Source organism: Methylobacterium sp. ME121 (genome assembly GCF_000974725.1).
GTDB classification, from domain to species: Bacteria; Pseudomonadota; Alphaproteobacteria; order Rhizobiales; family Beijerinckiaceae; genus Methylobacterium; species Methylobacterium radiotolerans.
The window spans coordinates 326,351-349,659 of sequence record NZ_BBUX01000001.1; the positions used below are offsets into that span (position 1 = coordinate 326,351).

Annotated in this window: 19 protein-coding genes and 2 pseudogenes; 15 read left to right on the forward strand and 6 right to left on the reverse strand. The window is 70.4% G+C overall.

The features are described from left to right. Positions 1-6 precede the first annotated feature (6 nt). From ME121_RS01470 to ME121_RS01480, 3 genes are all read left to right on the forward strand, one after another. A complete protein-coding gene (locus ME121_RS01470; RefSeq protein ID WP_051252236.1) occupies positions 7-2,055 on the forward strand; it encodes a branched-chain amino acid ABC transporter ATP-binding protein/permease in 2,049 nt (682 codons plus the stop codon). Next, positions 2,048-2,770 (forward strand): ABC transporter ATP-binding protein, encoded by a 723-nt coding sequence (locus ME121_RS01475; RefSeq protein ID WP_024827743.1) that lies wholly within the window; start codon positions 2,048-2,050, stop codon positions 2,768-2,770. Before ME121_RS01470 ends, ME121_RS01475 begins: the two co-directional genes overlap by 8 nt. Before the next feature lie 315 nt (positions 2,771-3,085). Continuing rightward, complete coding sequence (locus tag ME121_RS01480; protein WP_076729124.1) at positions 3,086-4,441, forward strand: hemolysin family protein; 1,356 nt, start codon at positions 3,086-3,088, stop codon at positions 4,439-4,441. A gap of 436 nt (positions 4,442-4,877) precedes the next feature. Here ME121_RS01480 and ME121_RS01485 read toward each other — a convergent pair whose 3' ends face one another. Continuing rightward, a complete protein-coding gene (locus ME121_RS01485) occupies positions 4,878-5,129 on the reverse strand; it encodes a hypothetical protein (RefSeq protein ID WP_012317316.1) in 252 nt (83 codons plus the stop codon). Positions 5,130-5,914: 785 nt separating this feature from the next. On the opposite strand from ME121_RS01485, the gene ME121_RS01490 reads away from it, so the two are divergent. Together ME121_RS01490 and ME121_RS01495 are read left to right on the forward strand one after the other, a co-directional pair. Continuing rightward, positions 5,915-6,172, forward strand: coding sequence for a hypothetical protein (locus ME121_RS01490; RefSeq protein WP_179239929.1), 258 nt, complete (start codon positions 5,915-5,917; stop codon positions 6,170-6,172). Between the two features lie 144 nt (positions 6,173-6,316). Continuing rightward, positions 6,317-6,568 carry a hypothetical protein gene (locus tag ME121_RS01495; RefSeq protein WP_012317314.1) on the forward strand — a complete coding sequence of 84 codons (252 nt, stop codon included), beginning with the start codon at positions 6,317-6,319 and terminating at the stop codon, positions 6,566-6,568. Between the two features lie 208 nt (positions 6,569-6,776). Here the strand turns inward: ME121_RS01495 and ME121_RS01500 are convergent, their stop codons facing one another. After that, positions 6,777-7,061: a hypothetical protein gene (locus ME121_RS01500; RefSeq protein ID WP_012317313.1), complete on the reverse strand. Its 285-nt coding sequence runs from the start codon at positions 7,059-7,061 to the stop codon at positions 6,777-6,779. 362 nt (positions 7,062-7,423) lie between these two features. On the opposite strand from ME121_RS01500, the pseudogene ME121_RS33095 reads away from it, so the two are divergent. Further along, positions 7,424-7,588: pseudogene (locus ME121_RS33095) on the forward strand (MOSC domain-containing protein); the annotation flags it as partial. An 88-nt stretch (positions 7,589-7,676) separates the two neighbouring features. On the opposite strand, the pseudogene ME121_RS33100 reads toward ME121_RS33095, so the two are convergent. Then, positions 7,677-8,117, reverse strand: a pseudogene (locus ME121_RS33100) (FAD-dependent monooxygenase); the annotation flags it as partial. A 388-nt stretch (positions 8,118-8,505) separates the two neighbouring features. On the opposite strand from ME121_RS33100, the gene ME121_RS01510 reads away from it, so the two are divergent. Both ME121_RS01510 and ME121_RS33105 read left to right on the forward strand, forming a co-directional pair. Beyond that, positions 8,506-10,128 carry an adenylate/guanylate cyclase domain-containing protein gene (locus ME121_RS01510; RefSeq protein WP_024827747.1) on the forward strand — a complete coding sequence of 541 codons (1,623 nt, stop codon included), beginning with the start codon at positions 8,506-8,508 and terminating at the stop codon, positions 10,126-10,128. Between the two features lie 446 nt (positions 10,129-10,574). Then, positions 10,575-10,910, forward strand: coding sequence for a type 1 periplasmic-binding domain-containing protein (locus ME121_RS33105; RefSeq protein ID WP_127991801.1), 336 nt, complete (start codon positions 10,575-10,577; stop codon positions 10,908-10,910). Between the two features lie 254 nt (positions 10,911-11,164). On the opposite strand, the gene ME121_RS01520 is transcribed toward ME121_RS33105, so the two are convergent. Next, positions 11,165-11,698 carry a TetR/AcrR family transcriptional regulator gene (locus ME121_RS01520; protein ID WP_012317310.1) on the reverse strand — a complete coding sequence of 178 codons (534 nt, stop codon included), beginning with the start codon at positions 11,696-11,698 and terminating at the stop codon, positions 11,165-11,167. A gap of 167 nt (positions 11,699-11,865) precedes the next feature. Between ME121_RS01520 and ME121_RS01525 the strand changes: the two genes are divergently transcribed. The 5 genes from ME121_RS01525 (at position 11,866) to ME121_RS33110 (ending at position 18,707) form a co-directional block, all read left to right on the forward strand. After that, complete coding sequence (locus tag ME121_RS01525) at positions 11,866-13,026, forward strand: efflux RND transporter periplasmic adaptor subunit (protein ID WP_059408177.1); 1,161 nt, start codon at positions 11,866-11,868, stop codon at positions 13,024-13,026. 25 nt (positions 13,027-13,051) lie between these two features. Further along, complete coding sequence (locus ME121_RS01530) at positions 13,052-16,210, forward strand: multidrug efflux RND transporter permease subunit (protein WP_059408180.1); 3,159 nt, start codon at positions 13,052-13,054, stop codon at positions 16,208-16,210. 117 nt (positions 16,211-16,327) lie between these two features. Beyond that, a complete protein-coding gene (locus ME121_RS01535) occupies positions 16,328-17,617 on the forward strand; it encodes an MFS transporter (RefSeq protein ID WP_234741259.1) in 1,290 nt (429 codons plus the stop codon). 9 nt (positions 17,618-17,626) lie between these two features. Continuing rightward, positions 17,627-18,367, forward strand: a complete 741-nt coding sequence (locus ME121_RS01540; protein ID WP_029358525.1) for a phosphatase PAP2 family protein — start codon at positions 17,627-17,629, stop codon at positions 18,365-18,367. Positions 18,368-18,539: 172 nt separating this feature from the next. Further along, entirely contained in the window at positions 18,540-18,707 is a 168-nt protein-coding gene (locus ME121_RS33110; protein ID WP_164891327.1) for a hypothetical protein, read from the forward strand. Positions 18,708-18,725: 18 nt separating this feature from the next. On the opposite strand, the gene ME121_RS01545 is transcribed toward ME121_RS33110, so the two are convergent. Then, positions 18,726-20,507, reverse strand: coding sequence for a peptidoglycan DD-metalloendopeptidase family protein (locus ME121_RS01545; protein ID WP_246753097.1), 1,782 nt, complete (start codon positions 20,505-20,507; stop codon positions 18,726-18,728). Positions 20,508-21,206: 699 nt separating this feature from the next. Between ME121_RS01545 and ME121_RS01550 the strand changes: the two genes are divergently transcribed. After that, a complete protein-coding gene (locus tag ME121_RS01550) occupies positions 21,207-21,536 on the forward strand; it encodes a CsbD family protein (protein WP_059408191.1) in 330 nt (109 codons plus the stop codon). A 566-nt stretch (positions 21,537-22,102) separates the two neighbouring features. Continuing rightward, complete coding sequence (locus ME121_RS01555; RefSeq protein ID WP_012317302.1) at positions 22,103-22,363, forward strand: hypothetical protein; 261 nt, start codon at positions 22,103-22,105, stop codon at positions 22,361-22,363. 64 nt (positions 22,364-22,427) lie between these two features. On the opposite strand, the gene bcsS is transcribed toward ME121_RS01555, so the two are convergent. Further along, entirely contained in the window at positions 22,428-23,243 is an 816-nt protein-coding gene (bcsS, locus tag ME121_RS01560) for a cellulose biosynthesis protein BcsS (RefSeq protein WP_012317301.1), read from the reverse strand. Positions 23,244-23,309 lie beyond the last annotated feature (66 nt).

Genomic DNA, 23,309 nt, shown 5'->3' on the forward strand with positions numbered 1-23,309 from the left:
TGAGCCATGGCGCAGACTCTCGCCCCCACCGACGCGCCGATCCCGGCCGCCGCCCCCAGCCTGTCGCGCCACATGGGCGTCCTCGGTGCCGTGCTGCTGGTCGTCGGCCTCGCCGTGTTCCCACACGTGGTCACGAGCTCGTACTACATCCACCTGATGGTGGTGATCGCCATCTACGCGATCCTGATCCTCGGGCTCGACATCGTGGTCGGCTATACCGGCCAGGTGAGCCTCGGCCATGCCGGACTGTTCGGTGTCGGTGCCTACTCGGCGGCGGTGCTGTTCCTGCACTTCAAGCTCGGGATCTGGTGGGGCATCCTGGCCGGGATCGGCGTGACCTCCGCCTTCGGCGTGCTGCTGGCCGTGCCGGCCCTGCGGGTGACCGGCCCGTACCTCGCCATGGTGACGCTGGCCTTCGGCACGATCGTCCAGATCTTCATCAATGAGCTGACGCCGCTGACCAACGGCCCGCTGGGCATCACCCTGCCCCCGGCCCGCGTCCTCGACTTCTCGCTCCTCGGCCTGCAGGCCCCCTGGGGCGCGGCCGGGCGCAAGCTCGAGTTCTACTATCTCGTCTGCTTGGCGCTGCTGGCCACCATCCTGGTGGTCAATCGGGTGGTGCGCTCGCCCTATGGTCGCGCCTTCGAGGCTCTGCGCGACTCGCCGATCGCCTGCGACTGCATGGGCGTGAGCGTCTACCGCTACAAGGTCTACGCCTTCGTGATCTCGGCGGCGCTGGCGGGCCTCGCTGGCGCGCTGTTCGCGTGGTCGGAGCGCTACGTGGCGCCGAACTCCTACGGGTTCGAGCTGACCGTGCTGTTCCTGCTGGCCGTGACGATGGGCGGCCGCAAGTCGCGGGCAGGGCCGATCATCGGCTCGGCAATCATCGTGATGATGCCGAACGTGCTCGCCGATATCGGCCTCGTCCGGATCATGGCGGGGATCATCGCCGCCGCGGCGCTGGTGGTGGGCGGGCTCGCCTTCCTGCGCCGCCGGGAGAACCGGTACGCCCTGTTGGTGCCGGTCGGCCTCTGCCTCGCCTTCTTCCCGGCGACGCTCGCGCTCGAATCCGTCACCGACTTCCGGCTGACCGTGTTTGGCCTGATGATCCTGTTCGTGGTCTACTACCTGCCGGACGGGATCGTGGGCTTCCTCCGCGAGAAGATCCCCGCCCTGCGCCCGGCCCACACCGCCGAGGGCAAGAGCCTCCACGCCGAGGGCGCGGCGCTCAGCGTGCAGAGCGGCGACCGGGGCGCCGACCCGCTCCTCTCCGTCGAGCAGGCCCTGATGCAGTTCGGTGGCCTCAAGGCCCTGGCGGGCGTCGACCTCACCGTGCGGCCGGGCACGATCCACGGCCTGATCGGCCCCAACGGCTCCGGCAAGAGCACGATGATGAACGTGCTCACCGGCATCTACCGGCCGACCGGCGGCAGCGTGACGCTCGCGCGCGGCCAGGGGACGAAGCGCCTCGACGGGCGCACGCCTTCCGAGATCGCCGCCGCCGGCGTCGCCCGCACCTTCCAGAACGTGCAGCTCTTCCGCGAGATGACGGCTCTGGAGAACGTGCTGGTCGGGCTTCACCACAGCTTCCGCGGCACCTTGTTGGACGCGATCCTCGGCACGCCCCGCCGGCGCCGGGAGGAGCGGGAGCAGCGCGCCCGCGCCATGGCGATCCTCGACTTCGTCGGCCTCGGCGCCCTGGCACAGGTGGAGGCGCGCAACCTGCCCTACGGCAAGCAGCGCCTCCTCGAGATCGGGCGGGCGCTCGCCCTCGACCCGGTGCTCCTTCTCCTCGACGAGCCCGCCGCGGGCCTGACCGCCCCCGACATCGCCGAGCTGACGGCGATCATCCGCAAGATCCGCGACGCCGGGATCACCGTCATCCTGATCGAGCACCACATGGATGTCGTCATGGGGCTCTGCGACCGCGTCAGCGTCCTCGATTTCGGCCACAAGATCGCCGAGGGCAGCGCCCGCGAGGTCCAGGCCGATCCGAAGGTGGTCGAGGCCTATCTCGGCAGTCCCGTCGCCGACGAGGAGATGACCCATGCTTGAGGTCACGGGTCTGTCGGCCGGCTACGGCCAGGTCGAGGTCCTGCACGGCCTCGACTTCCAGGTTCCGAAGGGTCAGGTCGTGGCGCTGATCGGCTCCAACGGCGCCGGCAAGACCACCACGATGCGCGCCCTCTCGGGCATGATCCGTCCGCGGGCGGGCTCGATCCGCCTGAACGGGCGCGAGATCGGCGGCCTCGACAGCCACGATGTCGCCCGGTTCGGCCTCGCGCACTCGCCGGAGGGCCGGCGGGTCTTCCCGACGCTCTCGGTCGAGGACAACCTGACGCTCGGCGCCTTCCCGCGGCTCACCGGCTCGCGCCCGAAGGGCGACGTCGCGGCCGACCGCGAGCGCGCCTTCGAGATGTTCCCGCGGCTGAAGGAGCGGCGCACGCAGCTCGCCGGTACCCTATCCGGCGGCGAGCAGCAGATGCTCGCCATGGGCCGGGCCCTGATGCTGCGGCCCGAGATCCTCCTGCTGGACGAGCCCTCGATGGGTCTCGCCCCGAAGCTCGTGGAGGAGGTCTTCCGGATCATCCGGCTGCTCAAGGCCGAGCAGGTGACGATGCTGCTCGTCGAGCAGTTCGCCATGGCGGCGCTCGGCGTCGCCGACCACGCCTACGTGCTGGAGAACGGGCGGATCCGCTTCCAGGGCCCGGCCCAGCAGATGCGCAACGATCCGGCCGTGCGGGCGGCGTATCTCGGCGGCAGCCACTGACACCGCAAGGGGCGGGCTCGTGCCGCGGGGCACGGGCGCCCCGAGTCTCGGCGCGCGGGGATGTACCGATCCCCGGAGCCGGCGGGCGATGCCCGGCGCACCGCCGTCTGCGAAGCTCGAAGCCGCCTCGCGACCGGCCGCATCACCCCGCTGATAGGTGCGCTCTCGATCACCTGCAGGATCGGTCTGGGCCAGAGGCAGCCCGCCGAGGTGTCCCGTGGTTCGTCGGCGACAACGCCGAGGCCGCTCGGGCCCGGAAGCCCGTAGGCCGCGCGGCCTCTCTCCTGTACAGACCGTCGGGACGCTGGCGGCACGATGGCCACAAGGGAGGTGTCGATTTTGGACGACGGTTGGGCGACTGCCTTAGGGTTGTTTGCCGTCCTCGCCCTGGTTCTGGCGAACGGCTTCTTCGTGGCAGCGGAATTCGCCCTGGTCGCGGTGCGCAGGAGCCGCGTGGCCGAACTCGTCGCCGAGCGGCGCGTGAACGCGAAGGCGCTGCTCTGGGCCACTGACCACCTCGACGCCCACCTCGCGGCGACTCAGCTCGGCATCACCATCTCGTCCCTCGCGCTGGGCTGGGTCGGCGAGCCGGCGCTGGCCCACCTGATCTTGCCCGCCTTGACGTGGCTGCCGGACATGCTCTCCACGGCGGCCGCGCACACGGTCGCGGTGGTGATCTCGTTCGTCATCATAACGGCGCTGCACATCGTGCTGGGTGAGCTGGCACCGAAGAGCCTCGCGCTCCAGCGCAGCGAGCGCACGGCCCTCGCGGTGATCCGCCCGCTCAGCGTATTCCTGTTCGTGTTCCGCCCGGCCATCCTGTTCCTGAACGGCCTCGGCAACGGCGTCCTGCGCCTCTGCGGATTGCAGCCCGGCCACGGCGAAGGTGGGCACCATTCGACGGCGGAGCTCAATCTTCTGGTCGAGGCGAGCCGCGAGGCCGGCCTCATCCGCGAGGCGCAGCAGGAAGCGGTCGAGCGCATCTTCCGATTGGGAGATCGGCGGGTCCGCGAGATCATGACGCCGCGCCACGAGGTCGAGTGGGTCGACCTCGACGGATCGCCCGAGGAGATCACGCGGGCGGTCCGCGCCTGCAGCCACGCCCATGTCTTGGTGAGCCGCGGCGGCATCGACGAGGTCGTCGGCGTGCTGCGCAAGCAGGATCTGCTCGATCAGATCCTCGACGGGCAGCCCCTCGACATCGCCGCCGCCATGCGGCCGCCGAACGTCGTCCACGAGGGCATGACGGTCCTCACGGCGCTGGAGAGCTTCCAGCGCAACCCCGTGCAGCTGGCGGTGATCGTCGACGAGTACGGCAGCCTGGAGGGGCTCGTCACGCAGACGGATCTCCTCGAGGCCATCGCGGGCGACATTCCCGAGATCGGGGAGGATCCGGCCGTGGTCGAGCGCGAGGACGGCTCGCTCCTCATCGACGGCATGATGCCGGCCGAGGACGCGTTCGAGCGCCTCGCCTTCACCGACCCGCCCGACACGGACGACTACACGACGCTGGCCGGCTACGTCATCTTCCAGCTCGGCCGCATCCCGGCGGCGGGCGACGCCCTCGTCGCGGAGGGTTGGCGCCTCGAGGTGGTCGATATGGACGGCCGTCGCATCGACAAGGTCCTGGCCACCCGATTGCCGGGGTGGGCGCTGACCGGGACGGCGTGAGCGCGGGTCGTCGGGTTGAGGAGGGTGCGACGCTCGCCCCGTTAGTCCACCCGGCCGTCGCCTGACGATCAGCCGATCATCCGCTCCAAGACGCGCATCCAGATCCCGAGCGCGGGGTTCCCAATCAGGGCCCGCCCGAATCCTCACGCGGCGAGGGCCCGGAAGGTCGCCTGCGTGCCGGCCATCGAGCGGATGGCGTTCGAGACGACGGCCCCGTCGAAGTCCGAGCCGAGGCCGGAGCGGGTCTCGCCGAAGCGCTCGACGAGCGCCCTTTGCCAGAGGGCGTGCCCGCGCGGCTCGAAGACGGCCGAAGCGACGGTGCTCGCCTCGTCCCGTCAGCGTTTTACGACGCAGCGCTGGTGTGCAATCGTCTGGTCGACGCGGCCAGGCGAGGCTGGATGCTCCGGGCAGCACCGCCGCGCGAGCGGCCCGTCGCTCAGTAACGATCGTAGCGGTAACCGCCGTAGCGTCGCCCTTCGTAGAACCGCGCATCCCGGCGGCCGTACCCGCCGAATTCGTGCTGGCGGCGATAGCCGTGAGCGGGCGCCCAGGGTGGCGGGCCGCCGTGCCGGAAGCCGCGCTCCCCGCGGGCCCAGGGCGGATCGGCCATGGCGGCCGACGAGGACCCGAGAATACCCCCGGCCAGCGCCAGTGTGCCGAGGAGGATCAACGTTGGCGTGCGGATCATGGATGGCTCCCTCGTAGCGGGGATTGCCCCGCGTCAGTCCAGATACGGCGTCCGGCACCGAACCGTTCCCGGGCGTAACGAAGGCGTGGCTAAAGCCCGGCATTCCCGCGAGCAACGCTGCAGTATTTGGCATCACGCGAGACCGAGCGCAGATCCGGACCGCGGTCTACCCGCATCGCGATGCCCGAAACGCGCGTGCTGAGCGTGGCTGCGTGCCGTCACGACATCGAAGGCGGCGCGGGTCCCTGGAACGGTCTCGGCGAAGCTGCCGTGAGTGCCTCCAGAACAGGAGATGCGCGATGCCACGCTTGCCGATTATCGTCCTCGCTACCCTGGCTCTCGGGGCCAGCGCAGGCGCTACGAAACAGGGCGCATCGTCCACGTCTCCAGGCCGCGAGATGCAGCATCGTGGGCGCTTTGCCGGAAGATCCGGCGCGTCCGGCTGCGCAGCCGGCCACGAGACGAAATTCGGCGGAACGAAGTCGACCGGCTTGACCACGCAGAGCGGCGGCGGCGGGGCTGGCAGCGTCGGAAGCGACACGACCGTCACCCGTCGCTGACAGAGACTTCGTCCCGTCCGGAGCTTTCGGCCGGCTGGGTCGGCCTGAGCAGAGACCGGTCATTCGAAGATGTCGAACACACGTGGCCGAGCTTGGGCTCGGAACCGGGGCGCGGATGAACATGAATTTCGGATGAACAACGCTGGATGATGAAAATTGCCCTCGATGGAACGCGATAAGTGCCTTCTGCATTTGTTGTTTGAAATCGCAACTAGAGGATTGATCATGAAAAAGCTCTTCATGACCTTGACTGCCGGCGCGGCGGTCCTGGGCGCCGCCTCCGCCGCTCAGGCCCACGAGTGGGGTAGCGGCTACGGCTACGAACCGGGTTACGGCCATTCCCGCGTGATCGTGCGCGAGGGCTACCGCGACGGCTATCGCGGCGTCCGCTTCGGCCACCGTGACTGGGATCGTCCGGGTGTTCGCGTGATCGAGCGTCGCGGGTACGGCTACGGCCACCACGATGGCGACTGGGACGACTGATCGGACTGGAACACAAGTGGCTCAGAGGGGCGCCCGGCCGGGCGCCCCTTCGTTTTTTATGGTCGCGATCGGTTCATCGCATGCAACGGTTTCCCGCCCCTTCGGCTTTCTGAGCGGTTCATCGACGCGAGGAACAGCATCACCATGCCGGTACGTCTGATTACGACCGCCCTGCTTCTGTCCGTGGCGGCCACGGCGGCTCTCGCCGCCCCTATGTCGGCCGACGACAAGGCGACGCTTCAGCAGCAATGCATGGGCGACTTCACGACCTTCTGCGGTGACATGCCGCCCGACGAGGGGGCCGAGACGCAGGCCTGTTTCGAGAAGAACATGGCGAAACTCTCGCCGGGCTGCCAGGGCGCTATTCAGAGCTACAAGCAGGGCAAGAAGGGCTGACCGAACCGACCGGTCGGAACTCGAAGACCGGAGCGGCTGCCCTCACCGGGGTGACCGCGCCTCCGCGCTGGGCGAACCGGCACGCCGTCGGCTCGTCTCGGTGCATTGGATCAGCCTTGAGATGGTCTGACGGGGTTCCCCCCGCGCACGGAACGTGCCGGTTCGACTACGAGGGGTGCGGGGCGGCCCGAGCCGCCCCCGCTGTCTGTCAGTAGCTGTAGGACCGGCGCGGGTAGGCCTGGGGCGCGCCGTAACCGGTGTCGCGCGGCTGGACCCGCGAGCCGTACTCGATCTCCCTGCGCCGCGCCTGCCGGTTGGCGAGGTAGCGGCCGCCGAGACAGCCGGCGACGGCGCCGACGACGCCGCGCTCGGCCAGGTAATGGCCCGCCAGACCGCCGATGATCGCGCCCTTGATGCAGCCCTTCGCCTCAGCAGCGCCGACGCTCATGAGTGTCACGAGAGCGATGACGGATGCTTGTCCAATGATGCGCATGCTGATGCTCCTCTTCGATCCGGAAGAGAATGCACCTGCGACACGACTGTTCCGGCCGTCGCCGAACCGCCAGATGATCCCCTCCAAGCATCGGAGCAGGACGAGCCTCCATCGCACGCGCCTGCCTCAACGATCGCCCCCGACCGAGGCCGCGGTGTCGCCGCGCTCCGATGAGATCGAGCACCGAACCGGGACGACGCCGACCTTGCCGAGGGCGACGGCGATCGCGCACCTCGGCGGAACACCTGTCTCGCCCCTCGCTCCGCCGGATGCGGCGGTTGCCGCGGAGCCCCAGAGCCTCGTGGAGCCTCTAGGGACGGTCGCAGAAGCCGGCCCGGCAAGCGTCCGACCTCCGCTACCGTGGCGACTCTGATAAGACGCTCCATCCGTATCCGCAGGACAAGCACGCCGCCTGGGCCTCGGAGATCGGCGATCATCCGCCGCGCTCCCCACTGGGCGCTCTCGGCGAGAACGTCGCGGCGACAGGCTGGACCGGGCGATACGTCTGTATCGGCGACATAGCCCGTGTCGGCTCCGCCCCCCCTGCAAGTCAGCCAGAGGGCGCCGGACCGTGCTGTGGGCGCCGTCGCAGCCGACGACGTGGCGGAAGCCCGCCTCCGCGACCGCTCCGCCGTCATCCTGCAGTCGCACGCGGACACCGGCATCGTCCTGCTCCAGGGCGGTCAGGCGCAGGCCGCGCTCGACCCGCAGGCCGCAGCGCTCCAGGTGGCGGGTCAGGACACGCTCGGTCTCGGACTGCGGAAGTCCGAGCGACGCGTAGGGCAGGTCCAGGGGCGGACTGAGCGCGTCGACCGGCGGCTGGCCGTAGAGAACCGTGCGCAGACCCGTGAGCCAGAGACCCGCGTCGATCATCTCGCGGGCGAGGCCCATGTCCTCCCAGACTTCGAGGGTGCGCGGGGTGACCCCGATCGCGCGGCAATAGGGCGACGGCTGCGCCGCGCCGTCGACGATCCGGCAGCGCGCCCCGTGCCGGGCGAGTTCGCAGGCGAGGGGCAGGCCGACCGGTCCGGCCCCGACGATCGGAACATCCGCCATCGCACCCTCCCCGGGTCGACGCTGCAGCGACACGGTTCTCCGTCCGGTCCCGCGTCCTCGCGATCAGACACTCGAGGCGCCGACTATAGGGGCCGTTCGCGAAATCCCATGCTGGGAGGGCCCGGAGCGATCTGAGCGAACCGGACGACGGTGTGCCGAGCCGGCGGCGATCGGCCTGGCGCCAGGTCTCGGTGTCCGGCGCGGCTGTCCATGCGCAGCACGACATCTTGTGGTTGATAGACTCTGTTGACTTCATGTCCCACAGACACTGAATTGGCGCCGCGGTCCGCGTTTCGGACGGAAAGTAAATACGTCCCGGCAAAGAATTGCCTGTATATGGAAGGAGCCAAGCAAGGGGCTATGTGCTGGTGCCTCGGGGTTGTGGGTGATGTCGGGTTTTGACGAGTCGGTCGCGCGCCAGCAGCGATTCATGGGGCCGCTCCTCGTGGCGGCGATCCTGTTCGGCCTGGTCGGGCTGCCGGTCGCGGTGTGGCTCGACCTGCGCGGCCTGTCCGAGCGCATGCTCGCCACGCAGGCGATCGAGACCGGCCGGATCATCGATCAGATGCGCAGCTTCTACGCCAGTGACGTGGTCCAGGCGGTCAACGCGGCGACGGGCCGGGTCGAGACGCGGCACGATTACAAGGGCGTACCGAACGCGATCCCGATCCCCGCGACGCTCTCCCTGGAGCTCGGCGAGCGGATCAGCGGCGGGGACGGCGCGGTGAAGTATCGCTTCGTCTCCGATCTCCCTTTCAAGGACCGCAAGCCGCACGATCTCGACGCGTTCGAGATCCAGGCGCTGGCGGACCTCCGGGCCCGTCCCCAGACCGGATTCGTCAGCGAGACGACGGGATCGATCTTCGATCGGCAGGTGCGCATCGCGGCGCCGATCCGCATGGAATCCGCCTGCGTGCGCTGCCACAACGCCCATCCCCTGAGCCCGAAGACGGACTGGAAGGTCGGCGACGTCCGCGGCATCCAGGAGATCGTCCTGCACCAGCCGATCGCCGCCAACGTCTTCGCCTTCAAGTACCTGCTCGGCTACTTCATCCTGGCGGCGCTCGCCGGCACCACCGTCCTGCTGCTGCAGGCGCGACAGTCGCGCCTCATCGACCGGATGAATCGCGAGCTGACCGAGTCCAACGGCTTTCTGGCGTCGGTCTCGGTGCAGATCGCGAAGTACATCTCGCCCCAGGTCTACAAGAGCATCTTCAGCGGCGAGCGGGACGTGTCGGTGGCGACCGAGCGCAAGAAGCTGACGATCTTCTTCTCCGACATCAAGGACTTCACCGCCACCACCGAGCGCCTGCAGCCCGAGGAGCTGACCGCACTCCTCAACGAGTACCTGACCGAGATGACCGCCATCGCGGTCAAGCACGGCGGCACGGTGGACAAGTATATCGGGGACGCGATGCTGGTCTTCTTCGGCGATCCGGAGAGCCGGGGCGTCCGCGAGGACGCGCAGGCCTGCGTCCGGATGGCGATCGAGATGCAGACGCGCCTCGGCCAGCTCAATGCCCGCTGGCGGCGGTCCGGCATCGAGCGCCCGTTCCAGGCGCGGATCGGGATCAACACGGGCTACTGCAACGTCGGCAACTTCGGCAGCGACGAGCGGATGGACTACACGATCATCGGCGCGGAAGCGAACCTCGCCGCCCGCCTCCAGGCGGCCGCGATGCCGGGCGGCATCACCCTGAGCTACGAAACCTACGCGCTGGTGAGCGATATCGTCCAGGCGAGCCCGCAGGAGCCGATCCGCATGAAGGGCATCAGCCGCGAGGTCGTCCCCTACGCCGTCGAGGGCGACCTCACCGCCGAGGCGACCGAGACGATCTTCTCCGAGCACGCCCGGGGGATCGACTTCTACGTCGACGTGGACGCGCTCGAGTTGGAGGGTGCGGCGCGGCTCCGGAAGCGCCTGCTCGATACCCTCGCCGCCGTCGACCGCCGGATGATCGGCGCGGGCGCCCCACCGGAGGCCGGCCCCCGGCCCTCCGCGGCCAGCTGACGTCCGGCCAGTGGTCACGAGCTGCCAGGTCCCCGCGAGCCTCACGAGGGAGAAGAGATCAACCGACGGTTTGGCGCCGACCACGGAGGTGTCCGGTATGTTTCTGTGGCGCAATGGAAATCGGGTCTGATCCGGATCGTCGATGTTCTGGCGCTTCGGTGGCAGCCGGAGCCCCGGGTTGATCTGGATCCCCGGATCCAGCTCCATCATGGCCTGCTCGGGATCTCGTGGACCGGTCCCGGCGCGCTCCGCGTCCGGGCGCTGCTGGACAGGGCGAGCGGGCCGCAGGCTCGCCTCTCGAAGACGACAGCGACCGCGTCGAGCGGCCGGCCCGCGAAGGTGCCGGTCTACCGGGCGCCGATCTCCAGGGAGGGCTCCCCGACGGGCCGGCCCGATGTGCCGGCCATCGCGACGCGGAGCGGCGTCAGGCCACAGATCTCCCCGGGATGCGGCCGCCACACGATCTGGTCGAACCGGGCTATGCCCGAGCGGCCGAACCGGATCATCGCCGACAGGCCGCTGAGCACCGCGGCACGCCCGGTCACAACCCGCGTCGGATCGACAGCCTGTTCGGATCGTCGAATTCGGCCGCGCAGGAGCGCCGCGCCGCCTATCTGGAGGCCATGGGGCGGCACGGTCTGGCGTTGCAGGTCCGGAGTGTCGCCCCGAACGCGGCGGCCGCGAGGGAGGAGGCAACGCGCTGGCTCGAGGAGCCCGGCCAGCCGGTGGCGCGCGTCGTCCCGAACGGGCTCATCCCGACGAGCGCCGTGCGGGCGGCCTAGGCCGTGAACCTCGTGCTCCCGCGCCACCTCGCACCTGCCGGCTTCGGCAACGAGCCCTGACCGAGCTCGCTGGGCCGGCCCTCACCGTGATCGAGCAGCCAGTCGCCGAGATCGGCACCCCGGGCGATGCGCCTGCTGTTCGAGGGGATCGAGCGGCCGGATCAGCCGGCCCGGGAGGTGTTCCTCAGCGGCAGCCACCTTGCCCGCGAGTCGAGAGCGGTGCGGTGACGGTCGTCGCTCCGGATCCCGGAGGTTCAGAGGAGCGCGAGGATGTCGTCGAAGACGGCGTCCCATTGGCCCTGGTCCAACGCCACGAGGCCGAGACTGCGCAGGAAGAAGGCGCCCTCGGCGGCGAAGAAGGCCGCGCGGGCCCTCCGCTCCGCCTCGGAGCCGGGTTCGAGGCGCGTCAGCCACGCCGCGTACCAGCCGCGCGCCTGCTCCCGATGTTTCGGCGATTGCAGCAAGCTCACGAGCATGCCGGCGATCTTGGTCTGTGTGGCCTCGTCGATCCGTGCCGACGCCGTCACGTAGCCGCGCACGTGGTCCACGCGGGTCCCGTCGGCCGGTGTGTGGCGGGCGACCTCCGCGTCGAAGCCCGCCAGCCAGCGGTCGGCCATGGCGGCGACCAGATCGTCCTTGCTGCCGAAGCAGTATTGCAGGCCACCCTTGGTGATCCCGGCCGCCCGCGCCACGGCGTCGAAGGTCAACGCCGTCGCCCCCTCCTCGCGCACGATCCGCTCGGCGATGTCGAGGACCTTGTCCCGGTCGATGCTCCGCGGCCGCCCCATCCAGACCTTTCCCCTTTTCAATCCATACGGATGGAATTAAACAGCCGGCCGCCAAGGCGCAAGCGCCGGAGCGGCGCGACACCCTCGTCGCGCCGACGCGGGCCGGATTTCAGGATTCGGCCGACCGGTGTGCCGGATCCCGCTCGGTGAGAGGAGAATTCTGGTCCATGTCGATCTCGACCGCGCGCGGCTTCCGGCGCCCGACCCTCGTCGCGCTCGTGGTGAGCGCGTCGCTGACCGGCTGCAAGCCCGCCGCCACCGACACGGCCGCGGTCGAGACGCCGACGCCGGACGTGTCGGTCGCGACCGTGACGCCGGCGACCGTGCCGCGCCTCTTCGACCTGCCGGGGCGCCTCGCCTCGACGCGGGTGGCGGAGGTCCGAGCCCAGGTCTCGGGCATCATCCGGGAGCGCGCGTTCGAGGAAGGCAGCCTCGTCGCGAAGGACGACGTCCTCTTCCGCATCGACCCGGCCGTCTACAAGGCCGAGGTCGACGCGAAGGCCGCGTCCCTCGCCCGAGCCGAGGCGTCGCGGGTGCAGGCGCTGAAGCAGTCGGAGCGGACCGAGACGCTGCTGGAGCGGCAGGCGGCCAGCACCGCCCAGCACGACGTCGCCGTCGCGACCCTGCGACAGGCCGAGGCCGACGTGGCGAGTGCCAGGGCGCAGCTTGACCGGGCCCGGATCGACCTGGACTTCGCCACCGTTCGAGCACCCATCGGCGGGCGGATCGGGCGGGCGCTCGTGACGGAGGGCGCGCTCGTCGGCCAGGGCGAGGCGACGAAGCTCGCGGTCATCCAGCAGGTCGACCCGATCTTCGCCGACTTCAACGCCTCCGCGTCCGATTACGGGTTGCTGGCGGACCGCGGTGGGGCCGGAGGCGCCGAGGTCCGGCTGGTCCACGCGGACGGCACCCTGCACGCCGATCCCGGCAAGCTCCTGTTCTCGGACGTGAGCGTCGATCCGGGCACCGGTCAGGTCAGCCTGCGCGCCGCCTTCGCAAACCCGCGTCTCTCCCTGCTGCCCGGCGCCTATGTTCGGATCCGCGTCGCGCGCGGGGTGCAGCCGGGCGCCGTCATCGTGCCCGCGCAGGCGATCCAGCGCTCCAGCGCCGGCGAGGCCCAGGCCTTCGTGGTCGGCGCGGACCGGGTGCTGGCCCTGCGGCCCCTGCGCACCGGCGCGATGACCGAGGTCGGCTGGATCGTCGAGGACGGGCTGAAGCCCGGCGAGACCGTCGTCGTCGAGGGCTTCCAGAAGATCCATCCCGGCCTGGCGGTCAATCCGGTGCCGTGGGCGGGCGGCCGCACGGCCACCGCCGCCCCGCAGCCCTGACTCCGTCACGCAGGCTCGACCCGCCATGACCCGCTTCTTCATCGAGCGCCCGATCTTCGCCTGGGCGATCTCCATCTTCATCGTGCTGGTCGGCGCGATCTCGATCGTCTTCCTGCCGATCTCGCAGTACCCGGACGTCGCCCCGGTCACGATCCAGACGACGGCCATCTACCCGGGCGCGCCGCCCGAGCGGCTCTACGACGGCGTCACCCGGATCATCGAGGAGGAGCTGAACGGCATCCCCGGGCTGATGTACTTCGAGTCCACGAGCGACACGTCGGGGCAGGCGCAGATCCTCGCGTCCTTCGCTCCTGGCTCGGACCCGTCGAGAGCCACCGTGGCGGTCCAGAACCGCATCAAGCGCGTCGAGGCGCGCCTGCCCCGGGCGGTCACCCAGCAGGGCATCATCGTCGAGGAGGCCAGCACGAGCTTCCTGCAGTTCGTCGTGGTCAGTTCCCGCGACGGATCCCTGAGTGAGAGCGATCTCGGCGACCTCGCCGCGCGGCGCATTCTGGGCGAGCTGCGGCGCGTGCCCGGCGTCGGGCGCGCGACCCTGTTCTCGTCCGAGAAGGCACTGCGGATCTGGGTCGATCCGGTGAAGCTCGTCGGGCTCGGCATGGTGCCGGGCGACGTCACGGCCGCGGTCCAGGCGCAGAACGCCCAGGTCGCCTCGGGGACCGTCGGCGCCCAGCCGGCGGCGGAGGGCCAGCGCATCGCCGCGAACGTACTGGTCAAGGGCCAGCTGACCACGGTGGCCGAGTTCGCCGAGATCGTGCTGCGCGCCAACCCGGACGGCTCGCTCGTGCGCCTGCGCGACGTGGCCGAGGTCGAGCTCGGCGGCCAGTCCTACGCGATGCAGACTCGCCAGGACGGCCGCCCGGCCGCCGGCATCGGCATCCAGCTCGCGCCCGGCGGCAACGCCCTCGCGGCCGCGACCGGCGTGAAGGCGCGGATCGCGAAGCTCCAGCGCACGCTGCCGGCCAATGTCAGCGTGACGGTGCCCTACGACACGACGCCCTTCGTCGAGGTGTCGATCCGGAAGGTGCTGATGACGCTCGCCGAGGCGATGGCGCTGGTCTTCGCGGTGATGTTCCTGTTCCTGCAGAACATCCGCTACACCCTGATCCCGACCATCGTCGTGCCGGTGGCGCTGCTCGGAACCTGCGGCGCGCTGCTCGTCGCCGGCTTCTCGATCAACGTGCTGACGATGTTCGGCATGGTGCTGGCCATTGGCATCCTCGTGGACGACGCCATCGTGGTCGTCGAGAACGTCGAGCGGATCATGGCCGAGGAGGGGTTGCCTCCGACGGCGGCGACCCGCAAGGCCATGGGCCAGATCACCGGCGCCATCGTCGGAATCACCGCGGTGCTGATCGCCGTGTTCGTGCCGCTCGCCTTCTTCCCCGGTTCGGTCGGGGTGATCTACCGCCAGTTCGCGGTCAGCATGGCGACCTCGATCGCCTTCTCGGCCTTCCTGGCGCTGTCGCTGACGCCCGCGCTCTGCGCGACGCTGCTCAGGCCCGTCGAGGCCGGCCAGGGCCACGCCGAGAGCCGCTTCTTCGGCTGGTTCAACCGCCGGTTCCAGGCTGGCACGCGGGCCTACCGGTCCGGCGTCGCCGGGATGCTGCGCCGGCCCGTGCGAGCGCTCCTCGTCTACGCGGCCCTCGTAGCGGCCCTCGGCTGGGGTTACCTGCGCATGCCCACGAGCTTCCTGCCCATCGAGGACCAGGGCTACGTCATCGTCGACGCGCAGACGCCACCGGAATCGGCCGCGGGGCGCACCCTCGACGTGGTCCGGCGGATCGAGGATCATTTCGGAGCCGAGCCGGCGGTGGCAGCGCGGACGACGCTGCTTGGCTACGGCTTCTCGGGCCAGGGCCAGAACGCCGCCATCGCCTTCGTCACCTTGAAGGACTGGGCGGAGCGCGGTCCCGGCAACGGCGCCGAGGCGGTCAGCGCCCGGGCCAACGCGGTGCTCGGCGGCCTGCCGGACGCCATCGCCATGGCGCTGTCGCCGCCGGCCATCGAGGCCCTGGGCAATTCGAGCGGCTTCGGCTTCCGCCTGCAGGACAGGGCGCAGCAGGGGCAGGCCGCACTGGCCGCCGCGCGCGACCAGCTGCTCAAGGCGGCCCAGCAGAGCCCGATCCTCCAGGGCGTCTACGTCGAGGGCCTGCCGACCGCCCCGCAGATCGAGCTGACCCTGGATCGTCAGAAGGCGAACGCGCTCGGCGTCACCTTCGCCGACATCAACGACGCGCTCTCGACGAGCCTCGGCTCGGCCTACGTGAACGACTTCCCGAACCAAGCGCGCATGCAGCGCGTGATCGTGCAGGCGGAGGCCGGGCGCCGCATGAGGGCCGAGGACCTGCTCGACCTCAACGTGCGCAACGCCAAGGGGCAGATGGTGCCGCTCCAGTCCTTCGCACGAATTGCCTGGACGATGGGGCCGTCGCAGATCGTCGGCTTCAACGGCTACCCGAGCATCAAGATCTCCGGCAGCGCCGCGCCGGGCTACGCCAGCGGCGACGCCATGGCCGAGATGGAGCGCCTCGCCGCGCAATTGCCGCCGGGCTTCGACTTCGCCTGGACCGGTCAGTCGCTGCAGGAGAAGCTCTCGGGCAGCCAAGCGACCTACCTGCTGGCCCTGGCGCTGGTCTGCGTCTTCCTCTGCCTCGCGGCGCTCTATGAGAGCTGGGCCATCCCGCTGGCGGTGCTGCTCGTGGTGCCGACGGGCGTGGTCGGGGCGATCTTCGCCATGCTCGTCCGCGACATGCCGAACGACGTCTATTTCAAGGTCGGCTTGATCACCGTGATCGGCCTGACCGCGAAGAACGCGATCCTGATCATCGAGGTGGCCAAGGACCTCGTGGCGCGGGGCCGCCCCGTCCAGGCGGCGGCGCTGGAGGCCTGCGAGCTGCGCTTCCGGCCGATCATCATGACTTCGTTCGCGTTCATCCTCGGCGTCGTGCCCCTCGCGGTCGCCAACGGCGCGAGCATGAACAGCCAGCGCGCCATCGGCACGGGCGTGCTCGGCGGCATGGTCACCGCGACCGTGCTGGCCGTGTTCGCCACGCCGCTCTTCTACGTGCTGATCGCCCGGGCCATGGGCGCCCGCACCGCCCCGAGTCCGGCGGATGGCGGCGCGCGGGCGGGCGCCCCAGGAACGCCGGAGACGTCGCGCTGAGCCGCGTTCGCGGCGACGGGCCCTCCCGGTGACCGTCCGGAAGTGGGCCGCCCCCTCCGGGCCGGCGCCCGGTGCCCTAGGTTGGCTGAAAAGGGAGCCAGCCGGTTGACGCAGGACATGAGCGAGCGAGGAGGGACGGATCCGGCCCCGCGGGAACCGTCCGTCGCCCGAGCCCTCGATCTGCTCAATCTCCTGCTCATCGACGTCAATGGGGCGATCAAGCCCTATCTGAACGTGTACCTCTTTGTGCATCGCGGCTGGGACGACGCCGCGGTCGGGCTCGTCGGCACGGTGTCGGGGATCGTCGGCATCGCGGCGCAGACGCCGATCGGGACCGCCATCGACGCCGTGGGCGACAAGCGGCGGATCCTGCTCGGGGCGCTCGTGGCCCTGTCACTCGCCACCGTGCTCGTCGCCGTGGCGCCGCACTTCTGGCCCGTCCTCGCCGCCTCCTGCGTCCTCGCCGCGGTCGGCGGGATGCTCAGCCCGACGATCGCGACGCTGACCCTCGGGCTGTTCCCGGCCGGGAAACTGCCCCGGCGCTTCGGCCGCAACGCGGCCTTAGAGCGGACAGGGAACGTGGCCATCGCGGGACTGATCGGCCTCGTGGGCTGGCTGTTCCCGGACCGCGCCGTCTTCCTGCTCGTCCCGGCCTGCGCGATCGTCTCCGCCGCAGCGCTCTACGCGATACCCCGCCGGGCGATCGACGCGCGGCGGGCCCGCGGGGGCGGCGAAGGCGGGGCGGACGCGGCGCCGACGCGCTGGCGGACGCTGCTGACCTGCCGTCCGCTGATGGTCTTCGCGGTCTGCGTGATGCTGTTCCACTTCGCCAACGCGCCGCTGCTGACGCTGGTGGCGCAGGAGATCGGCCAGACCCGGCCGGACTGGTCGTCCGTCATCGTCTCCGTCTGCATCATCGGCGCGCAGGCGGTGATGGTGCCGATGGGCCTCCTCGTCGGCCGCCTGGCCGAGCGCTGGGGCCGCAAGCCGCTGCTGGTGATCGGCTTCGCCGCCCTGCCCGCGCGGGCCCTGCTCTATCTCGTCTGGCGCGACCCGTTCTGGCTCATCGCCGTCCAATGCCTCGACGGCGTCGGCGCCGGGCTGCTGAGCGCGGTCAAACCCCTGGTGATGGCCGACATCACCCGCGGGACCGGCCGCTACAACGCCGCCCACGGACTGATCGGGACCCTACAGGGCGCGGGCGCGGCGCTGTCCTTCGTCATCGCCGGGAGCCTCGTCCAGGCGGCCGGATTCCACGCGGCCTACCTCGCCTGCGCCGCGGTGGCCGTTGCGGCGCTCGCGGTGCTGGTGCTGCTGATGCCGGAGAGCGCCCCCGACGCGCCGCGCGGCAGCCCGGGCGCGTGGCTGCGGGGTCTCGTGCCCGGCGGCGTGTCGAGAGGCGCGTAGGGAGGAATCATGAGGCGTCGAATCACCGGTGCGGAGCGCCGCGCGCGGGCTGCCTGCCTCGCCGGTCTCGTCGTGTTCGCCCTCCCAGCGGTTGCCCCGGCGGCCGCCGGCACCCTGCACAGCACCTACATCGACCCGGAGGCGCTGGCGCTGCAGCGGGTCTTGCCGCCGCCGCCCGAGGCGGACTCCGAGATGCAGCGGGCGGATCTTCGGGCTGTCGAGGCCGCCGTCGGTGCCCGCACCCCTGACGACGAGCGCCGCATCACGGCGAACCTGCCCTGCACGCTCGACCGCTTCACCGAGGTTCTTGGACCGGCCTTCACGGCACGGGCGATGCCCGTCACCGCCGCGCTGATCGAGCGCGTGTTCCAAGACGGCGAACTGGCCGTGCTCGCCGCCAAGACCGCCATCGGCCGGCCACGTCCCTACACGCTCGAGCCCGATCTCGCGACGTACGGGCACCGCTCCGACAGCACGTCCTACCCGAGCGGCCACGCGACCTTCGGCCACCTCGCGGCGACGGTGCTGGCGCAGCTCGTCCCGGCCAAGCGCCGGGCCCTGTTCGCGTTCGCGGTCGGCTACGGCGCCAACCGGATGATCGCCGGGACCCATTTCCCGTCCGATCTGGAGGCCGGGCGGATCGCCGCGGCCGTGATCGCGGAAGCACTGCTGCGCGATCCCCGTTTCCAGCAAGATCTCGGGCGCGCCAGGGCCGAGATCGCGGCGGCCGGCGCCGCCTCCGCGCGATGACGGCGAGGTTGCTTCGGCCGGATCACGAAGGCGGGAGGCGGGTTGCGAGGCCGCCCGACGCCGTTATTTCCCGCCGGTACCGCGTTTCTTCCTCGAGAGACGCGGGCCGCGCTCGCGAATTCCGGAGACAGGCCGTTCGGCAACCGAACCTCGGACAGCAGGAGTTCCCGCCATGCACTACGTCACCAAGGAGAAGGCTGCCGACGGGCACTTTATGGTCAAGGTCGCTGGCCGCGCTGTCACGGAGACGTGCGAGAAGCGGCAAGCCAAGCGCCTCGTCCGCGCGATCCGCGGTCTGCGGCGCCTGAAGAAGGCCAAGCGGCGGGCACAGGCCGTCTGACTGGCGCGGACGACCGGCTCAGAGCGGCAGTGCGGACATCGCCAGGGCTCCGTGGTGGCGAAGTGTGTTCGTGGCCGCTACCTGCCGCTCGAAGGCCGTCATCAGCTTGGCCGATACCCCCTGGCTGTCGGGCAGGCGGATCGCCATCGGATCCAGGAAGTGGCCGTTGACGCTCACCTCGTAGTGGACGTGGGGCCCCGTCGAGAGCCCGGTCGAGCCCATATAGGCAATCACCTGCCCCTGATGGACGGCGGCGCCGGCCTGAACGCCGTGCGCGAGCCGCTGCAGGTGATTGTAGGCCGTCACGTAGCCGTTGGCGTGGTGGATCTCGACGCGGTTGCCGTAGCCGCCGCGCGGACCCGCATACGCCACCGTTCCGTCGCCCGTCGCCATGATCGGCGTGCCGGCCTTGTTGGCCCAGTCGACGCCATTGTGGAAGCGGGCGTAGTGCAGGATCGGGTGAACGCGCGTGCCGAACGGCGAGGTGATCCGCCCCTCCGCGATCGGCATGCGCATGAGGAACTTGCGGAGCGAGCTGCCCGTCTCGCTGAAGTAGCTGGCCGCCCCGGCCTCGGGCGCCTCGAACCGGTAGGCGCGGTGTTTCACGCCGTCGAGCGTCAGGGCAACGTAGCGGACCTCGGGCGGTCCACCCGCCTTCTCGCTCGGACTGAACAGCACCTCTAGCCGGTCGGACGGGTTGACCCGGTGCTGCATGTCCAGGCCGAATGCGAAGATTCCGACGATGCGCTCGGCCAGGATGCCGGGCAGTCCGTTGCGCAGGACCGCCTCGTAGATGCTCCTGTAGAGGGTCGCGCCGGAGCCGTCGCCATCGTCGCCCGTACGCGCCGCCGCGAACTGCGCGGACGGCGGCGCGACCGTGACGAAGCCGCCGGAATCCCGTTCCGCGACGATCTCCTCGACGCCCCCCGCGCCGTAGAGCGTCACGCGGCTGATCTGCCGCGCGGACTGGCCGACGCGCGACCGGATGAGGAGCAGGTCCACATGCTGCCCCTCGGAGAGGCCGGTGCGGGCGTGGTCGCTGAAGGCGGCGAGGATGGCCTTCACGCGCGCGGGCTCGGCGCCGTTCGCCGCCAGCGTGTCGGCCAGGGTCTCGCCGCGCTTGAGCACGACGTCGCGGGTCTCGGTGAGGCTCAGGCCGGAGGCGGGCTCGGTCTCGGCGAGGTCCGTGATGTTCTCCGGAACGACCCGCACCTCGATCGCGTGAAACGGGTCATGGCCCGCATCCGCGCCGGCGGCCTTCGCGGCCCCGTCGTCCGGCGCGGCGACCAGGATCTGGGAGAGCTGCCTCTGCGGCGCGAACGGCACGGCGATCCGCGAACCCGCCTCCCGCGCGACCTGCGCCCGCGTCTCCACGAGAGCGGTGACATCCTCGTCGCTCAGGCCGGGCGCGTCGTCCGGGACCGGCGCTCCCGCGAGATCGGAGCGCGTGATCGTGACCATGGTGCCGGACGGATCGTCCTCCGGTTCGTCGGAAACCGCGGCGACCTGCCCGTCCTCGGCGAGCTGGCGCGTGGGATCGAAGGGCGGGATCTGCCCGTCGACCTCGTCGCCGGACGACAGGCTGGTCACGAGCCGCACGAAGGGCTGGGTCCGGATGATCTCGCGCGCGCCGACTTGGTGAGCCACCGGCGCGGAGAACTCCTCCCGGTCCGAGGCGACGAACTGGTGCCGTACGAGGCGGTCGCCGCGCCGTCCGGCCACACCCTGCCCTTCCGCCACCTGGGCGGGACCCTTGCGGAACGTCGGCGGGGCGGGCCTGAGATCGGTGTCCACGGACATGCGGAGCGCCGCCCCCATCAGGGCCGCGCCGCAAGTAGCGATCAGAGAGCTGGCGCAGAGCCAGCGCCGATTCAGGCGTCGCCGGTCGAGCGGCGTCGCGCCGTCAGCCGGCGGCGCGGCAGCGCTGCTCAGCAGGGACCGGTGCAGTATGGGCAGCTCGCCGCGCGGTGCTCGTCCGCCCTGGTTCATCCGGTCCCCTCACACTCAAGCTTGCCGCTTCGGCGGTGAGTGCGGTTTGAATGAGGCTGCGGAACGCGCCTGACGCCATCGTCCGCCGGCCATGCGCATGCCTGGGTTTCCCGGTGCTCGGGTCCACGGCGCCACGGCCTGGCCTCGCCTCCGACCGGGTTGAAGGCAGCGGATTCCGGGACGACCGCCGCGCACGCGGCCGGGGGCGCCGAGCCCCCCCGACGGGTCCAGGACCAGCCGCACGAGGTCTCGGAAGTCGCGATGCCGGACAGCCCGACGGGGCGAGCGATCGCCGCGCGTCGCGTCGACGGCACAGCGACGGCCCGTGAGCGACGAAGTCGTCGCTTCAATAGGCGACGGAACGGGGGCCCCAAGCGAATCGACCGGTGATCGCGAGCGATCTCGGGAACGGGCGGAGGCGACCGCTGTTGCCCCAGTCGCCACAAAGGGATGGGTGTTCGGCCGCCGCGGCTCCGACACCGGTCCGCGACGGATTCGGAGAGCATGGCAATGGTCGACACCGACAGGATCACGGGCGCCGCACGCGAGCTCGGCGGCAAGGTACAGGGCGCAGTCGGCGACGCGGTCGGCTCGAACCGACACTCGGTCGAGGGGCGCCTGCGCGAGGCGCAAGGCACCGCCGAGACTCTCTACGGCCAGGCCAAGGACGCCGTGCGGCACGCGGCCGACGAGGTCTCGGACCGGGCCGCCGAGGCCTACGACCGGAGCCGGCACGCCGCGTGGGAAGGCCATCAGGCATCCGTCGCGTGGCCTCACGCCTCCCTGATCTTGGCCGGTCTCGTCGGCTTCGGGCTCGGCTTCCTGGTCAGCCGTCCCTGACGCCGATCCCCGCGCGCCGCCGTCGGCTCCGCGTCGAGGGGATAGCGGCGCGCGGCCCTGTCCGAGATGGTAGCGCCGTTCGCGATCGGGTTGGGACCGAGGCCTTGGCCGAGCCCCTGCCGTCTGTGGCGCGGATGCCCCATCGCCTGCGGGGCCGGGACAGGGTGAGGGATCAATTCGTGCCGAAGGAGGATGGCCTGATCGAGCCCGCGACGGCGCGCGATCGGGAAGCGTCTTCGCTCTGACCCCAGCCCTCTCCCTCACGCATGAGGCACGGCGCGAATGCCTCGACCGGGGTCGCCGGCTTTCCATTCCGTTGCGACAGGATCGGAAGCGGCTTTAGCGGGCGCAGGCACATCTCTCCTACTCCCGGGTCGCCCCTTCGGAAGCGCCCCTCGGCGCAGGAACAGATCGGGGCTCGAGCAGACGTCGGCGTCAGCCCGCGAGAACCTCGGACCAGGTCCGAGATTGGGCCGGCCGTATCCGCGCCTGTATGAGTTCTTGTTCCGATATGGAACAAAGTTCTTGGCGCTATTCTCGCTTTTGACACCGCTCAGAGGTGTCTAATGCATCAGTTTATCGGCCTATTCGCCATCTTCGTGACACTGGCTGGAGTGCTCCACACCTGGGGCGTGCCGCGCTGGGCGATCGCCGGTCTGTGCCTGATCGGTCTCGCCGGCGCGTCCGCCACGCTCATCGGCAGTCAGCCCAGGGTGGCCCCGTCGCCGATGTCACGGGTGAACGCGCTCAACGACGCGATGCAGCCGGTTTTCGAGGGCGTCTGGGACCCGCTGAGGCCCGGCCGCCTCCTGACCACGTCGCGGTAAGGTCGCCGGTCAGCGCGGTCGCAGTAGCAGCGCGCGGGTCGCTCTCGAGAGCCCGCGCATCACCCTAGAAGGTCGAGCGCGCCTCGATGCTGGAATAGTAGCCGGAGCCCTGCACCCGATCCCGGACGTACCCGGCGGCCACCGACATCTGGACGGGTCCGAAGCGGACGCCGGTCAGATGGGCACCGATGCGGTACTGGCGGAAGAAGTCGTCGCCTAAGAACAGCGCTTCAGGCCCGATATAGACGCCGTCCGCGAGCATGTAGCCCACACGCAGGCGTGAGTAGTAGGCGTTGAATTTGGTCGAGTAGGAGCCGTAGGCCGAGATCATGGTCCGGTCGGTCGGCGTCGCGTAGAAGTTGCCAGCGACCTTGAGCCCGACGCCCGTACCGACGACCGGGTTGCCCGGGTCGGGGATGGACAGCTGATTGCTGCGGACGTTGAAGCCGATAAATCCGGCGAGAGCGGCGTCCTTCCAGACCCACTCGTAACCCGCCTGAAGGGCGCCTTCCTGCTGGTAGCCGGTCACCCGCGTCGCGACGGACCTGCCGGGATACGAGTAAGTTCCCCCGATGGCGTCGACGCGGACCCGCAGGCCGTCCCGGGTGGGGGAGCCGTTGGGTGCGGCGGTGACGGTCACGGAGCCGAAGGCCGAGCTGTTCGACGTGACGCTGGTCGATCCGTCGACCGCGACGGCCCAGCTGTCGTCGACCGCCTGCTGCGAGGCACCCGTGTACCAATCGGCGCTCGCCCCCCGGGCCGGCAGGTCGGCGGCGGTCGCGTGCGTGACCGATGCGGCGGCGCAGGCGCACGAGAGAGCGAGAGCAGTCGTGAACGGCGTGAAAGGACGTCGGGCAGTCGGTTCCGCAGTCCCGCCCATATTCGCCGGCTCCGTTCAGGTACGATTTACGCTTTAACCAACACTCGGCGACAATGGTTAACATCC